This is a genomic window from Marinitoga okinawensis (genome assembly GCF_055387075.1).
In genome coordinates, this window is sequence record NZ_AP042422.1 from 126,984 (window position 1) to 143,443 (window position 16,460).

Annotated in this window: 14 protein-coding genes and 1 riboswitch; of the genes, 12 read left to right on the forward strand and 2 right to left on the reverse strand. The window is 27.9% G+C overall.

Features of this window, described 5'->3' with window-relative positions:
* The first annotated feature begins 3 nt into the window (after window positions 1-3).
* From ACZ5CK_RS00605 to ACZ5CK_RS00640, 8 genes are all read left to right on the forward strand, one after another.
* A complete protein-coding gene (locus tag ACZ5CK_RS00605; protein ID WP_464581971.1) occupies window positions 4-888 on the forward strand; it encodes a YitT family protein in 885 nt (294 codons plus the stop codon).
* Between the two features lie 13 nt (window positions 889-901).
* A complete protein-coding gene (locus ACZ5CK_RS00610) occupies window positions 902-2,236 on the forward strand; it encodes a hemolysin family protein (RefSeq protein WP_464581972.1) in 1,335 nt (444 codons plus the stop codon).
* On the forward strand, window positions 2,211-2,633 hold the full coding sequence (locus ACZ5CK_RS00615) for a cytidine deaminase (RefSeq protein WP_464581973.1): 423 nt from the start codon (window positions 2,211-2,213) through the stop codon (window positions 2,631-2,633). Before ACZ5CK_RS00610 ends, ACZ5CK_RS00615 begins: the two co-directional genes overlap by 26 nt.
* A complete protein-coding gene (locus tag ACZ5CK_RS00620; RefSeq protein ID WP_464581974.1) occupies window positions 2,611-3,765 on the forward strand; it encodes a SpoIIE family protein phosphatase in 1,155 nt (384 codons plus the stop codon). The genes ACZ5CK_RS00615 and ACZ5CK_RS00620 overlap by 23 nt, the downstream gene beginning before the upstream one ends.
* Entirely contained in the window at window positions 3,762-4,298 is a 537-nt protein-coding gene (locus ACZ5CK_RS00625) for an NUDIX domain-containing protein (protein WP_464581975.1), read from the forward strand. Before ACZ5CK_RS00620 ends, ACZ5CK_RS00625 begins: the two co-directional genes overlap by 4 nt.
* Window position 4,299: 1 nt before the next feature.
* Window positions 4,300-5,760, forward strand: coding sequence for a glutamate--tRNA ligase (gene gltX, locus ACZ5CK_RS00630; RefSeq protein ID WP_464581976.1), 1,461 nt, complete (start codon window positions 4,300-4,302; stop codon window positions 5,758-5,760).
* Between the two features lie 2 nt (window positions 5,761-5,762).
* On the forward strand, window positions 5,763-7,154 hold the full coding sequence (gene cysS, locus ACZ5CK_RS00635; protein ID WP_464582995.1) for a cysteine--tRNA ligase: 1,392 nt from the start codon (window positions 5,763-5,765) through the stop codon (window positions 7,152-7,154).
* Between the two features lie 556 nt (window positions 7,155-7,710).
* Window positions 7,711-8,934, forward strand: a complete 1,224-nt coding sequence (locus tag ACZ5CK_RS00640) for a GAF domain-containing sensor histidine kinase (protein WP_464581977.1) — start codon at window positions 7,711-7,713, stop codon at window positions 8,932-8,934.
* Window positions 8,935-8,989: 55 nt separating this feature from the next.
* Here ACZ5CK_RS00640 and ACZ5CK_RS00645 read toward each other — a convergent pair whose 3' ends face one another.
* Window positions 8,990-10,435 (reverse strand): radical SAM/SPASM domain-containing protein, encoded by a 1,446-nt coding sequence (locus tag ACZ5CK_RS00645; protein ID WP_464581978.1) that lies wholly within the window; start codon window positions 10,433-10,435, stop codon window positions 8,990-8,992.
* Window positions 10,436-10,448: 13 nt separating this feature from the next.
* Window positions 10,449-11,033, reverse strand: a complete 585-nt coding sequence (locus ACZ5CK_RS00650) for a TetR/AcrR family transcriptional regulator (RefSeq protein WP_464581979.1) — start codon at window positions 11,031-11,033, stop codon at window positions 10,449-10,451.
* Between the two features lie 441 nt (window positions 11,034-11,474).
* Window positions 11,475-11,584: riboswitch (TPP riboswitch) on the forward strand.
* 66 nt (window positions 11,585-11,650) lie between these two features.
* On the opposite strand from ACZ5CK_RS00650, the gene ACZ5CK_RS00655 reads away from it, so the two are divergent.
* From ACZ5CK_RS00655 to ACZ5CK_RS00670, 4 genes are all read left to right on the forward strand, one after another.
* On the forward strand, window positions 11,651-12,628 hold the full coding sequence (locus ACZ5CK_RS00655) for a thiamine ABC transporter substrate-binding protein (protein WP_464581980.1): 978 nt from the start codon (window positions 11,651-11,653) through the stop codon (window positions 12,626-12,628).
* Between the two features lie 115 nt (window positions 12,629-12,743).
* On the forward strand, window positions 12,744-14,021 hold the full coding sequence (locus ACZ5CK_RS00660) for an ArsB/NhaD family transporter (protein WP_464581981.1): 1,278 nt from the start codon (window positions 12,744-12,746) through the stop codon (window positions 14,019-14,021).
* A gap of 22 nt (window positions 14,022-14,043) precedes the next feature.
* The gene (locus tag ACZ5CK_RS00665; RefSeq protein WP_464581982.1) at window positions 14,044-15,699 is read left to right on the forward strand and encodes a uridine kinase family protein; all 1,656 of its coding nucleotides are present in this window, start codon (window positions 14,044-14,046) and stop codon (window positions 15,697-15,699) included.
* Between the two features lie 170 nt (window positions 15,700-15,869).
* Complete coding sequence (locus ACZ5CK_RS00670) at window positions 15,870-16,229, forward strand: PadR family transcriptional regulator (RefSeq protein ID WP_464581983.1); 360 nt, start codon at window positions 15,870-15,872, stop codon at window positions 16,227-16,229.
* The last annotated feature ends 231 nt before the right edge of the window (window positions 16,230-16,460 follow it).

Sequence of the window (16,460 nt, forward strand, 5' to 3'; positions counted from 1 at the left end):
TAATTGAAAATAAATGCAAAAAAGGAAATCATTAACTATATTATAATAACTGTTGGAACACTTTTAACAGCGCTGGGAATTGTATTATTTCTTGATCCTTTTTCTATTGTGGCTGGCGGAGTTAGTGGCTTGGCTATTGTATTAAAAAATCTATTTGGATGGTGGTTAGGTGTTCAAATGTTAATTTATAATATAGTTCTTTTTGCATTAGGTTTTTGGTTATTAGGAATAGGATTTGGTTTTAAAAGTATTTATGCTGCATTATTATTATCATTTTCTATTGATTTTTTTGAACAAGGATTACACCTTGATTCTATGATGAAAAATTTATTATTAAATTCAACTATTAAAATAGACCCGTTATTAATAAGTTCTATATATGGTGGTGTATTAGCTGGACTCGGTATTGGTTTGGTAATTTGGAGAAATGCTTCTACAGGTGGTACGGACATTTTAGCGATGATAATAAATAAATATTTCCATATTTCAACAGGAAAAGGATTATTAATGGTCGACACGTTGGTAACAATGTCAGCTTTTTTAATAAATCCATTAGTTCCAATGTATGGTATCATAACAATTTTTGTTACATCTAAAATGATTGATGCGGTGATAGATGGTTTTGAATCTGCAAGAACTGTATTTGTAATAAGCGAAAAATATGATAAAATAAAAGAAAGAGTATTAAAAGATTTAGATAGAGGAGTTACTATTTTAGAAGGAAAAGGTGGATATACATCCCAAAAGAAAAATGTTTTAATGATTGTTTTGGCAAGAAGAGAAATAGGAGAACTTAGAAGAATCATAAAAAATGTAGATGAAAAAGCATTTATAAGTATTTTAACAAATTCAGAAGCGTTAGGATATGGATTTAAAAAATTACGATAGGGGAGGATTAAATGTGGAAGACCCGGCCAGTTATAAGCAAGTATTAATGATGGTAATAGAGATAATATCTTTGCTGTTTTTATCAGCTTTTTTTTCTGCATCAGAAACTGCATTAACATCTATGAGTAGATTGAAGGTAAAAGATTTAATTGAAAATGAGGATAATGACAATGCAAGAGAAAAATTGCATCATTTTTTGCAACACCCGAATCAATTATTAACTACAATTCTTGTAATGAATAATTTGGTTAATATATTAATTTCTTCATTGTCAACAGCATTTATTATTGAACTTGTTCCAGGAAATACAGGTAAGGTTGTTGGTGTTGTTACTGGAATTTTAACTTTAATGATTTTGATTTTTGGTGAAATTACCCCTAAAGTATATGCGAGAGAAAACACGGAAAAATTTTTTAATATAGTATTTCCTGTAATAGCCTTTTTAACTATAATATTAAAACCAATTATATGGTTATTAGTTAATATATCAAATTTCTTTATAAAATTATTTGGTGGAGAAAAAATTAGTGAAGCACCATTTATTACAGAAGATGAAATAATGAATTATTTAGATATAGGTCATGAAGAAGGAGTTATAGAGAAAGATGAAAAATTCATTATGAAACGAGGATTAGAATTAAAAGAAATATCCGTTAAAGAAATTATGACTCCTCGTGTTGATATAGTGGCAATTTCAGATGAAGATGATATTAGAGAGTTAGTTCAAATAATAAATGAAGAAGGGTATTCTAGAATACCGATATATAAGGAATCCATTGATAATATAATAGGTGTGTGTTATGCTAAAGATGTATTTAAGATATTAGAAAAAGAAGGAATAAGTGAAGAAGTTTTAGATATAAATATAAAGAATATTATGCATAAGGTAGAATTTATTCCTCTGACTATGAAAATAAGAGATGTTATGAAGCTATTTTTAGAGAAACATACACATATGGCTATTGTAGTTGATGAATATGGAGGAACAGCAGGATTAGTTACGCTAGAAGATATTCTTGAAGAATTAACAGGTGAAATATTAGATGAATACGATATAGTTTCGGAAGAAATAAATATTGTAAAATTAGCTAAAAATGTATATTTGGCCAATGGAACTACTCCAATAAATGATATAGAAAGAGAATTAGATTTAGAATTACCAGAAACAGATTTTGAAACCATAGGCGGTTTATTATTAGAAGAATTTGAGAGATTTCCAAAAGCAGGAGAGAAAATTACACTAGAAGGTGTAGTATTTGAAATAGTTTCTGTATCTAAAAATAAAATTGATAAAGTTAAAATAACAGTTAAGGAGGAATTTAATGAAAACAAATCAAAAGAAGTTTGAGGAATTATATATTAAAGCAAAAGAAGTTATGAATAATTCATATTCTCCATATTCTAAATTTAAAGTGGGAGCAGCATTGCTAACTAAAAGCGGTAAGATTTATACTGGAACAAATGTAGAAAATTCTTCATATGGGTTGTCAATGTGTGCAGAAAGAATTGCAATATTTAAAGCAGTTTCAGAAGGAGAAAAGGATTTTGAAACATTAGTTGTAATAGGAGATACAGAAAATCCTATTAGTCCATGTGGTGCATGCAGACAAGTAATTTCAGAGTTTGGCGTTGATGAAGTCATTTTGACAAATTTAAAGGAAGATATAAAAGTGATGACTGTAGAAGAGTTGCTTCCATATGGATTTTCCGGGGACGAATTAGATGTTAAAAATACTGATAATTGATGGGAATGATGAACATAGAAGCTTTTTAAAAGATATATTTAATGAAGAAAATTTTATATTGGATGAACTTGATTTTGATAAAGAAATTGATGTATATGAGGCTAAAACAGCATTTTCGGGAATAAAACTGGCTCAAGTTCATGAGCCAAATCTTATTTTGTTAGAGGTAAAACTTCCTGATATGAATGGTTTAGATGTTTGTAAAAAAATAAGAGAGATAAAAACGGAATTAGATATACCAATAATTTTTTTAACTGCTATTAATGATATGAAAATAAAAGAAGAAGCACTAAAAATTGGAGCATCGGATTATATAAATAAGCCAGCAAATCCATATGAAATATTAATAAAGATTAAAAATCACTTAGACTTTTATAACACTAAAAAAAAGCTAAAACAATCGTTGGAAAATTATGAAAAAGATCTTAGGATTGCAAGAAAAGTTCAACTTAATTTATTGCCTAAAATAAAAAAAATAAATAATATCAATTTTGATTATATATATATATCTTCTCATAGCACATCAGGAGATATGTTTGATGTAATACCATTAGAGAAAGATAAAGTTTTTGCATATATATATGATGTTTCTGGACATGGTGTGACTTCAGCCTTGTTATCCGTTATAATAAAACAAGAAATAGAAAATATATATAGGATACATCATATAAATAATTTAAAAGAGTTTGTATTAACATTAGAAAAAAACACGAGGGAATATTTTTTTGATGGTATGTATTTTACAGGTGTATTTTCTATAATATCAAAAAATTATATAGAATATGTAAATTTAGCTCACAGAGAAGTAATATTTTTGGGGGAAAATAGAATTAAGTATGATTTAAAAACGAATTTCCCATTAGGTGTTGGATTGTTAAATGAAAATAATATAGATGTTTATAATAAAAAAATAAATAAGGATGAATATATTATTTTTTATACAGATGGAATATATGATATAAAAGATAATTTTAAAGAAACGGATTTCTATAATATATTGGTTTCAGGCAAGTTTGAAAACCCTAAAGATATATCAAGAAAAATAAAGAACAGTATTAATGAGATGTTAGATGGAAAGTTTCCAAATGATGATATAACTATGGTAGTTTTAAAACAGGAGGAAAAATTATGAATTTTGAAGAAAAGCAATTAGAAGAAGAAAGAATATTTTCTGGAGTTCTACTTGATGTAAGAAAAAGTCTCGTAGAGTTGCCTAATGGAAAACAATCTACAAGAGAATATGTGGTGCATCCTGGGGCTGTTGCTATTTTACCTGTAGAAAATGAATATGTTTATTTGGTAGAACAATATAGATTTCCTATTGGAAAATCTTTATTAGAAATACCAGCAGGAAAATTTGATGAACCAGGAGAGGAACCATTAGAATGTGGAAAAAGAGAGTTAGAAGAAGAAATTGGTAAAAGAGCTAATACATGGATTTATTTGGGATATATATATACAACTCCAGGTTTTTCCAATGAGATTATACATCTTTATTTAGCAAAAGATTTTGAAAGTACAGAAATGAATTTAGATGAAGATGAGTTTTTAGAAGTAAAAAAATTAAAAATAGAAAAGTTTGAAAATATGATAATGAAAAATGAGATTACAGATGCTAAAACAATTGCAGCATATACAAGAGCAAAATTATTAGGAGGGATATAAAATGAAAGTTAGAGTAAGATTCGCACCAAGTCCAACAGGTTTTTTACATGTGGGAGGAGCAAGAACTGCATTATATAACTATTTATTTGCTAAAAAACACAATGGTGTGTTTGTATTAAGAATTGAAGATACAGATATAGAAAGATCTACTAAAGAATCAGAAGACCAATTAATTGAGGCTTTAACCTGGTTAGGTTTAGATTGGGATGAAGGACCAAATGTAAAAGGAGAATATGGACCATATAGACAAAGTGAAAGAACATATATATACAAACAGATGACTGAAAAATTAATTAATGAAGGTAAAGCATATTATTCATATGTATATCCTGAAGAAATGGAAGAGATAAAAGAAAAATTGGCTAAAGAAGGCAAACCACCACATTATTCATATGAATTATTAGAACCCTATAATACAGAAGAAAGAAAAAAGGAATTTGAAGAAAAAGGATTAAATCCAGTAGTATTCTTTAAAATGCCAAGAAAAGCCTTTTCTATAAATGATTTGATTAAAGGGCCTGTAACTTTTGGTGAAGGTGCAATTGGAGATTTTATTATTATGAGAAGTAATGGATTACCAACATATAATTATGCTGTTGTTATAGATGATATGACAATGGAAATTACTCATGTTATTCGTGGTGATGATCATTTATCTAATACATTGAGGCAAGTTGCATTATATGAAGCCTTTGGAGCAAAAATTCCGGAATTTGCACATGTTTCAATGATTTTAGGACCAGATGGAAAAAAATTATCAAAAAGACATGGTGCAACATCTGTAGAAGAATTTAGAAATAAAGGGTATTTACCAGAAGCTTTAGTAAATTATTTAGCATTATTAGGTTGGTCACATCCTGAAGGAAAAGAAATAATGCCATTATCAGAAATGATAGAGAATTTTGATTTAAACAGAGTAAATTCAAGTCCTGCTATTTTTGATAATGAAAAATTAAAATGGATGAATGGGGTATATATAAGACAGGCTAATTTAGATAGAATAGTAAAATTATCAAAACCATTTATATTGGAAAAAGATCTATTAACAGAAGAACAATTTGAAAATAATAAAAAATGGGTAACAGAAGCAGTTGATATAGTAAGAGAATCCGTTGAAGATTTATCCCAAATTCCAGATAGATTAGAAATATTCTTAAAGGACTTTGAAGTAGATTTGGAAAATGAAGAATTAAAAGAATTTTTATCAGCTGATGGTGTAAAAACTACAATAAAACTTATACATGAAAAAGTATTAAATGATCCAGATTGGAAAGTAGAAACTATATTAAAAAATATAAAAGAAGCAATGAAAGAAGCAAAACCTAAAAAGAAACCATTCTATATGTCATTAAGAAAAATCTTGACAAATTCTTTTGAAGGACCTGATTTAGTAAAAACCATTCATTTAATTGGAAGGACAAGAGTTCTTCAAAGATTGGAAAGAGTGGTGGCAGAATGGTAAACATAAAGATTTTCGATACATTAAAAGGAGATCTTGTTGATTTTGAGCCTATAGAAAAAAATCATGTAAGAATGTATGTTTGTGGTCCAACAATATACAACTTAATACATGTTGGAAATGCAAGACCTATGATTGTTTTTGATGCATTTAGAAGATTTTTAGAATATGTGGGTTATAAAGTAACAATGGTTCAAAACTTTACAGATATAGATGATAAAATTATAAATAAAGCAAATGAAGAAGGAGTTCCTTTTGAAGAAATAGCGGAGAGATATATTGTAGAATATTGGAAAGATTCCTATTATTTAAGAATTAGACCAGCTAATTATCATCCGAAAACATCGAATTATGTCGATGAAATTATAGAATTTATAGAAGATTTAATAAAAAAAGGCTATGCTTATGAATCCGAAGGTGATGTTTATTTCAATGTATCAAAATTTGAAAAATATGGTGAATTATCTCATAGGAAGCCTGAAGATATGATAGCTGGTTCCAGAATAGAGATATCAGAAAAAAAGAAAAATCCTTTAGATTTCACATTATGGAAAGCAGCAAAAGAAGGAGAACCATATTGGGAAAGTCCATGGGGTAAAGGAAGACCAGGTTGGCATATAGAATGTTCTGTTATGTCAAATTGTTTATTAGGTGATTCATTTGATATACATGCTGGTGGAAATGATTTAATATTCCCACATCATGAAAATGAAAAAGCTCAATCAGAAGCAAGACATGGGAAAACATTTGCTAAATATTGGATGCATAATGGTATGATAAGATTTTCTGGTGAAAAAATGTCTAAATCTATTGGAAATATATGGTTAGTAAGAGAATTAGTAAAGGCATATGACGCAGATACAATAAAAACATTTATATTATCTAAACATTATAGGACACCACTTGATTTTATAGAAGAAGGATTAAATGCACAAAAGAAAGCTGTTAAAAGAGTAAATGATGCATTAAAAAGAGTAGAGGAAAAATATGAAGAACATGTTCCATATATTCCTCAATCAGATTATATGAAAGAAAAAATAAAAGAATTTATTGATTATTTATCCTTAGATTTCAACACGCCTAAAGCGATTGCTTTAATATTTGATTTAGTAAATGAGTTAAATAAATCATTTGATGAAAACAATGAACAAAGAGCGTTAGAAACATATCATTTAATAAGAAATGAATTTGGGCCAGTTTTAGGGATTTTTGAATTGCCAACTAAAGAGGAAAAAGCATTAAAAACAGAAGAATTAATGAATATATTAATTGATGTTAGAAATATGTTGCGAAAAGAGAAAAATTTTCAATTAAGTGATTATATTAGAGATACTTTGAAAAATATAGGAATAACATTAAAAGATACACCAGAAGGAACTAAATATACAATTGACTAAAACTCTGCTGCTTTCAGCAGAGTTTTTTACATTAAATATAAAAACAATTTTTGTGGGATAAAAATAAAACTCATTCAGATGCTTGATTGCTAATCTAAAAAAAATGAAGAAAATTATAAAATAATGCTCTTCACCAGGTGAAAATTCCTTTTCCTCAAAAATGCTCATAGTCATATCTTTAATGCAAAGCATTAAAGATAAATAAAAGATTCTTATTAATTTTATAATATTCTATATTATTCGTGAAGCGAAAGTTTCGGGAATTTTCAAATACTCGTTCATATTATTTTTTTAGAAAATGCTTTGTCAACAGTCTGAAATAATTCCAGCAATTTTTGATGGGATTATTTAGTTTTTTCAGATCAGCAATCAGGCTTTTGGATGAGTTTTATTTTGATTACAACTTTGAGGATAAATAATTTTCACTGGATGAACGAGTATTATTTTGATTATTTTATTTTGAACTTTTTATTATGAAAAAAACTTCATTTGGAATTTGACAAGTATAAAAAATGTGTTATAATTGTAAAGAAATAGAAAAATTGGAGGTAGGGTGATGAATTGCGAAAATAAAGATATTTTATCTAATTTTGAATTAATGGCAGAATTATCTTCAAAATTTACAGGAGAAGAAAATGAAAAAGAATTTATGAAAAAATTACTTTCTGTAGCAGTTGAAAGTATCCCAGAAGCAGAAGCTGGTACAATTTGGCTTATAGATAATACATTATATAAAGCTGTTGCAGGATATAATTATGATGAAGAAATATTAGAGAATTTAATATCTCCTCTTGAAGACTCTTATATATATAAATATATTAATTTGCTGGATATTATAGAAATAGATTCTTTCAAAGAATTTAAAAGTCCATCAAGATTTTTTAAGGATAATGTACAGGTTCTTCATGCAAAACACGAAACAATGATAACATTAGCTTGCCCACTTAAAGTTAGTGAAAAGGTAGTTGGACATATATATATAGATAATTTTAAATTGAAAAAATTTAGTGAAACGGCAAAAAAATCATTAAAAATATTTGGAAGTTTTGCCTCAACATTTTTAACTTTAAAATCTTTAAGAGATGAAGAGAAGAAAGCTAATGAATTAAATAGAATATATTTAAGTTTTATAACTCATGAAGTAAGAACTCCACTAACTTCTATTTTGGGATATTCTGAAGGTATTTTACGTAGTAAAAATGATTTATCTAAAGAGGAAATTTTAGAATTGGTTAGAAGAATATATTTAAGTTCCAAGCATATGAACTCATTAATATCAGACCTTTCAACATTTAATAAATTAAACAGAGAAGAAGAGCTGAATATCAATGAATTACATTTGAAATTCTTAATCTATGAATCTATCTCTATTGTAGAACCACAATTATCTCCAGATGTGGAATTAAATATAAAATTTGGAGAGAATATGCCTGAAATGATAGAAACGGATCCAATTAAAATGAAACAAATTTTAGTGAATATTGTAGGAAATGCTATAAAATATACCGATAAAGGGTTTGTTAATGTATATATAGATTTTGATGAAAAAACAAAGGAATATGTAATTACAGTAGAAGATAGTGGTCCGGGGATACCGAAAGAAAAATTAGAAGAAATTTTCAAACCATTTGTTAGATTAGCTAAAAACAAGCCTGGTAGCGGATTAGGATTGGCAATAGTAAAAAAATTAATAGAAAAACTAAAAGGAAGAATTCATATTGATTCTGAAGTTAACAAAGGTACTAAAGTAGAGCTGAGATTTCCACAACGAATAAGTTAATAATAATATATAAATAAATCAGGAAGCTTTTTAAGCTTCCTGATTTTATTAAGTATTAACCTTTTTTATCTAAAGCAAGTTTTTCTTCATTATTAGCATATCTTCTCATTCTTGTTTCATAATTATATACTCCACGCTTAGATGGATATTTTTCTGCATAACCCTTTTCATACCATAATTTATCTGCATATGGTTTCCAACCTTCTGCTAATTTATCTATTTCAGGAGCTAATTCTGTAATAACTTTTTCACTACCAGGATGTTGAGGTATTGCATTGAACTTTTTAACCATAGCTCTGAATACTTTTGGATTATCGATAATTGGACATGGTCTGAATAAATTATTTGAATATGGTATGGTCCTCTTATATGCTTCAAAGAATGGAGATTTCAATATTTCTATTATTGATTTTTCTCTTATATTATCAACTGCAAATTGTTGGAATACACATGGTTCAACATAACCTTTTGCATTAATATGTAAGTATTTTGCACCTGCAGCTAAACAACCATGTGTTAAGAATCCATGATTCCAGAAATCGGCAACGAAGGCAAAATCTCCACTTAATCTCATTTTTTCGGTTATTTCAAATCTTTCATATCTTTGCTCCGGTGTTGGTACTAAGTCCATTGTAGGATCCATTCCAACAGGCATAAATTGGAATATCCAAGCATAGGCTACATTATGTTCTTTTAAGAATTTCCAGAAATCTTCACTCATTATTAAATCGTGATTTTTTCTTGTTGCTGTAATAGAAGCACCATAGATTACACCGTATTTTGTTAATAATTCATGAGCATGCATAACCTTTTTGAAAACGCCCTTACCTCTTCTCCAATCTGTCATTTCTTCATAACCTTCTAACGAAATTGACAATGTAGCATTACCTAATTCTGCTAATCTCTTTGCTTTTTCCTCGTCAATTAATGTTCCATTTGAATATATCATGAAATAAGAATCATTGAACTCTTCAAGAACATCAAATAAGTATGGATAAATGAATGGTTCTCCACCTGTAATTATGAAGAAGTAAATTCCTAAATCATTAAATTGTCTTATTACACTAAAAATTTCTTCTTTTGATAATTGATATTTGTGTCCATATAATCCTGCATAACATCCAACACATCTTAAATTACATGCATATGTAGGACTGATAACTGCTAATTTTGGTAAAACAACTTTGTATTCGTGCATTTTTTCTTGTCTGATTTTTTCTCCAATTGCAAATTCATTGATAATGAGATTATTAATAACTTTTTCTACAACTTTAGGATTTGATCTTTTAAATAGATTTGACCAATTAACGAGCATAGGGTCTCGATTTTCAGCACCATCTGCTAATTTCCTTAATCCACTTTTTGCCGGTTCTTTTGCTAAGCTGGAAAGTGTTCTTAGCAATTTAGCTAAATCTTCGACATCAGAATTTCTTACAACATTAGTTACTAATTTTGATGCTTGTTTTAGCATCATACTTTTCATACTGTCAAGGATTTTCATACAAACCCCTCCTTTATGATATAATTTTCTCTATAATGTATTCTAAAGATGTACATAATTCTCCTTCCTTAAAATTAACACCAACTGATTTATAGATACCAATTCCATCAATCATAGCCTGCAATATAATAGCAGTTGTTTTATTTGGAACAAATTCAGACCATAAATCAAATAATTGTGAATAATAATCACTAAATAAATCACCGAGCTCTTTTATTCTTTTTTTATCATGAATAGAATTGATTAAAATTTCAAAAAGTCTTAAAAGATCATCTGAAGGAAACTCTTTTATTATTTTTGAATACAACTTAATAATGGCCTTTGCTTTTTCTTCCTTTGAATTTTCTTTAGGTAAAAGGTTAGTAATATAATTTTTCAGGCGTTCTACCAATATACCAAAAGCTGTTATAATTAATGTATCTTTGCTATCAAAATATAGATATAATGTTCCTTTTGATACCCCAGTTTCTCTGGCAACATCATCCATAGTAAAATGAGACAATCCTTTAGTCAAAATTAAATCTAAAGCATTTTCCGCTATTTTTTTCTTCTTTTGTTCTTTATATGCACTTTTTTTGTTTTTTGTATTTACCATCATTTAAGATCACCTCTATGACTGACTGGTTAGTCAAAAGTATTATAATACATTTTACAAATCATTTCAAACATGACAAAAAAAGTCATAAAATTAAACCGTCATATTCTATGATTATAAAAATAGCAAAAATAGAAGATATTCTGACCATAAAAAATGACCGACTGGTTAGTCAAACCTATAACATAATAGTAAAACAAACATTACTTAAAAATAACAAAAATAGAATTAAAAATAAATAAAAGTTTTTATATTAAAAAAAATGTAATAATTAATATATGTTTAAAATAAAATAATTATTTTAGTTTATAATATTTAAATTTTCGCGAAGTGAAAGTATATGGATTTTCAAGAATTTGCTCACATTATTTTTTAAAATTTTTTGTTAATGTCTAAATAAGTTATATATTGATTTTTCTTATTTTTAGTGATATAATTATTTTGTAGAACCGCCGGGGGAGCTCCTAAGCCGGAGCTGAGATTAAGGTGGAAGCCTTAGACCCCAGCACCTGATCCGGGTAATACCGGCGTAGGGAGAGCGGAGTTAATAATATAAGAATTAACGCCTTCCAATGCCGGAAGGCGTATTTTTTTATAAAAATTTTAAGGAGGTAAGATGGATGAGAAAGGTTTTGATGGTTTTAATGAGTATCTTAATTGTTGGTGTGGTTTTGGCAAATACTCTCACTGTATATGTTTATGATAGTTTGGATTGGATAAAGAAGGGGACTATTCAAAAATTTGAAAATATGTATGGAGTAAAAGTGAATGTTGTTGTTTTAGGTGATGGTGGAAATGTTTTAGCAAGGTTAAAAATGGAAAATAAAAATCCAAAGGCTGATGTTGTTATAGGGTTAGATCAATCTTTATCTGTATTAGCTATAAATGAAGATTTAGTAATTCCATATAAACCTTTGAACATCAATAAAATTAATAATAATACTTTGATTTATGATAAAACATATCATTTAATACCATATGATTATGGTGCAATAGCAATAGTATACAATCCAGAAAAATTAAGTTTTATACCAAAAAGTTTTGAAGATTTAACGCATATGAATAAAAAATTGATTATTGAAGATCCACGAACATCAAGTACAGGTCAGGCATTTTTGTTATGGACAATAGCAGTATATGGAAACAAATGGCAAGAATTTTGGAAAAGATTAAAACCAGCAATTTTAACGGTAGCTCCTGGATGGAGCGAAGCATTTGCAAAATTTGAATCTGGCGAAGCTCCGATGATGGTGAGTTATGCAACTGATGGTGCATATTCATATTATTATTATCATTCAACTAAATATAAAGCATTTATCCCGGAAGAAGGTGCATATGTTCAAATAGAAGGTGCAGGAATTGTCAAAGGAACGAAAAACTTAGAATTAGCTAAACGATTTATAGAATTTTTGCTATTTGATGATTTTCAAAAAAATGTTCCATTAAATCAGTGGATGTTTCCTGTAACTAATGTTAAAATGCCAGAAGCTTTTAATTATGCACTTATTCCAGAAAAGATAGTGACAATATCTCCTGAAGAAATGAATAAAAATATGGAAAAATGGCTTGAAGAGTGGGAAGAAATAATGCTACAATAAATAAATTAAGTTGAACAGGCTACTTTGGTAGCCTGTTTTTTGTTTGGAAATTAAAGTTTACTTGACATAATATTAATAATCTTCTATAATTTAATTACGCATGAGGGGGGAGTATATGATTGCTAAAATTATAGCCCTAATAATTTTTTTCTTTACTTACTATTTAATTATATTTGGAAAAGGAAATAAGGCAGTAATTGCTTTTAGTATGGGGTTATTAGTTTCTTTAGTAAAGGTTTCTGATACTTTGCGTGTTTCTAATGTGGGGGATTTTATTGATTTTAATACATTAGGTATTCTTCTTGGGATGATGATAGTTGTAGGAATACTTAAAACAACAGGTTTGTTTCAGGCAATAGCAATATATATTGTAAAAAAATCGAGAGGGAATGTTGTATCTATATTTGTTTTTACCTTAATAGTAGTAGCTGCGTTATCTAGTGTATTGGATAATGTAACTACTTTGTTATTATTTTCTCCAGTTATTATTTATATATGTCAGGAGATAAATATTAAACCAGAAACATTTTTATTTCCTATGATTTTTGCTGCTAATATAGGTGGTACTGCAACTATGATAGGTGATCCACCAAATATTTTAGTAGGAAGTGCATCTGGAACGAGTTTTTTGGAATTTTTATTCATAATGTCCATACCTTCATTAATAGCACTTTTTTTGTTAATAATATATTTTTTATCTATTCATAAAGAATTAAAATTAGTAGAAAAAGAAAAATTGGATAATGTAATGAAAGCAGATCCTGCAAAAGCTATTGTCGATCATAGTTTATTAAAAAAAGGATTATTCATCTTTATATTAGTTATTATAGGATTTTTTATTCATGAATATTTAGATTATGAAGCAGCATTAATTGCGCTAACTGGTGGAGCGGTAATGCTTATGATTTCAAAAAAGGATTTTGATGAGATTTCTGGAGAAGTTGAATGGGATACATTATTTTTCTTTGTAGGTCTTTTTGCTATAGTAAAAGCACTTGAAGATGTTCATGTTATAGAAGATGTAACAAATTTGATATATAATTTTATTTCACATCCTTATAGTTTATTGTTAATTGTATTATGGGGAGCAGGAATATTAGCAGCTTTTATGGGAGCAGTTCCTGTAGTCACTATATTTATACCTATTGTTAAGGCGTTAATTGGAACTTTTCCTCATAGTGAATTATTATGGTGGGCAGTTGCTTTGGGAGCAAGTTTTGGAGGTAATGGTACTATTAGTGGTGCTGCATCTAATATGGTTATAGTTGGTATGATTGAAAATAATTTTAATAGAAAAATTAAGTTTATTGATTTCATGAAATTTGGTATGAAAATAGCTATTTTGGGCTTATTAATATCATCACTATACCTATTTATTTTAATAAAACTATAAGTTTTGGAAAAGGGGTGAAAAGATGAGTTATTTGGTAAAAACAGATTATGGTGAGATTAAGGTAAAGAAAGGTGATCAATTTTTTAAGGTTGCAGAAGAAATTCAAAAAAATAATAAACATACTGTATTAGCTATAAAATTTAATAATGAAATAAAAGAATTATGGAAAAAAATACAAGATAATGGATATGCAAAACCTGTTGATATTACTTCTAATGAAGGTATGAGAATATATAGAAGGGCTTTACTTTTCATAATATATATATCTTTAAAAAGATTGCATAAAAAAGGTAATTTGGTAGTACATCATGCTATTGGTCCGGGATTATATTTTGAAATAAAAGGTATGAGAAACACCGAGAAGAATATTGAGAAATTAAAAAATGAAATGAAAAAAGTTATTGAAGAAGATCTTTTATTTGAAAAAATTACATTAAGTAAATTTGATGCTATAAAATATTTTAAAGAAGTTGGTGAATTTGATAAGGCACTATTATTTAAGTATAGAAAAAAGACAACAGTAAAGGTATATAAATGTGGAGAATATATAAATTATTTTTATGAATATATGCCACCATCAACAGGATATATAGATAAATTTGACATTATTCCATACGAGAAAGGCTTTATATTATTGCATCCAACAAATATGAGTCCAGATAAAATACCAGAATTTAAACCATTACCAAAATTATCAGCAACATTTATAGAGTATAAAAAATGGCTTGATATATTAAATATAAAAAGTGTTGGAGAGTTAAACTCATTAATAGCTAAAGGAGTAAAAAAGAGTGGTGAATTAATTAGAATTTCCGAAGCTTTACACGAAAAAAAATATGCAAATATTGCAGATGAAATAAATAAAAGGAAAAATGTCAGATTGATATGTTTAGCAGGGCCATCGTCTTCAGGAAAAACTACAAGTGCTAAAAGAATAGCCCTTGAGTTAAAAGTTCATGGTAAGGAACCTCTACAAATTTCATTGGATAATTATTATATGGATTACGAAAAAATTCCATTGACTTCTGATGGTAAAAAAGATCTTGAATCATTGAGAGCTTTAGATCTTGATTTGTTAAATAAAAATTTAAAGGATTTAATAGCAGGAAAAGAGGTTGAATTACCATATTATAATTTTGTTACTGGAAAGAGAGAATGGACAGGAAAAAAGGTTAAGGTAGGGAAAAAACAACCTATCATTATAGAAGGAATTCATGGATTAAATGAAAAACTTACAGAAAGTATTCCAAGAGATCAAAAATTCAAAGTGTATGTTAGTGCTTTAATACAAATGAATTTGGATGAAATGAATAGAATTCCAACTACAGATACAAGATTAATTAGAAGAATAGTTAGAGATTATAATTTTAGGGGAGCGACTGCATTAAGAACGTTACAATTATGGCCAGAGGTTAGAAAAGGTGAGGAAGAAAATATCTTTCCATATCAGGAAGAAGCAGATGTAATGTTTAATTCATATCTAATATATGAATTGCCTATATTAAAATTATTTGCGGAGCCTTTATTATTGGAAATAGATAATACATTACCGGAGTATACAGAAGCAAAAAGGCTATTAAGATTTTTAGATTATTTTTTACCACTTCCAGCAATTAACGAAGTACCAAGAATTTCTGTTTTAAGAGAGTTTATTGGTGATAGTGCCTTTGAATATTGATATATATATATCATCCATTCTAATTTTCTCAGGTATTTTCAATGGTTCATCACATTATTTTTATAAATTTTCTTATTTTTATATAAATATGATATAATAAATAAGGTATTAAACGAGGTTGCATTCTTTTATATAATTTAGAGATTTGTAATGGTTTTGGAGGTTTTAATATGCCAGGATACGGAAGAGGTCAGGGGAGATTTAGAAGAGGTTGGATAGAATCCTTTGTTCTTTTAATAATAGCAGAACAGCCTGCACATGGGTATGAAATTGCAAATAAATTATCTGACTTTGGAGTTATTTTAAATGGAATAGGGCAAATGGGAAATTTATATAGAACATTAGCTAAATTAGAAGATATGGGACTTGTTGTTACTGACTGGGATACAACAGATTCTGGCCCTTCAAAGAAAATATATAGAATAACAGAAGATGGAATTTCTTTTTTGAGAAATTCAAAAGAAGAATTTGAAGAATTTAAAAAAATTATAGATGTTTTTATTCAAAGAGTATCTAAAATTGAAAAATAAGTGCCGAAAGGCACTTATTTTTGTAAACAAAATTAAAACAAAATATTCAAAATAATATTTTGTCAAGGTGAAAATTCTTATTCTCAAAATAGGAATCAAAATAAAACTCATTCAAACGCTTGATTGCTGATTTGAAAAAAACGAAGAAAATTATAAAATAATGTTCTTCACCAGGTGAAAATTCTGAGTTCTCGAAAATTCTCATTCTAGCAGGTCGTATCAGACTCACAT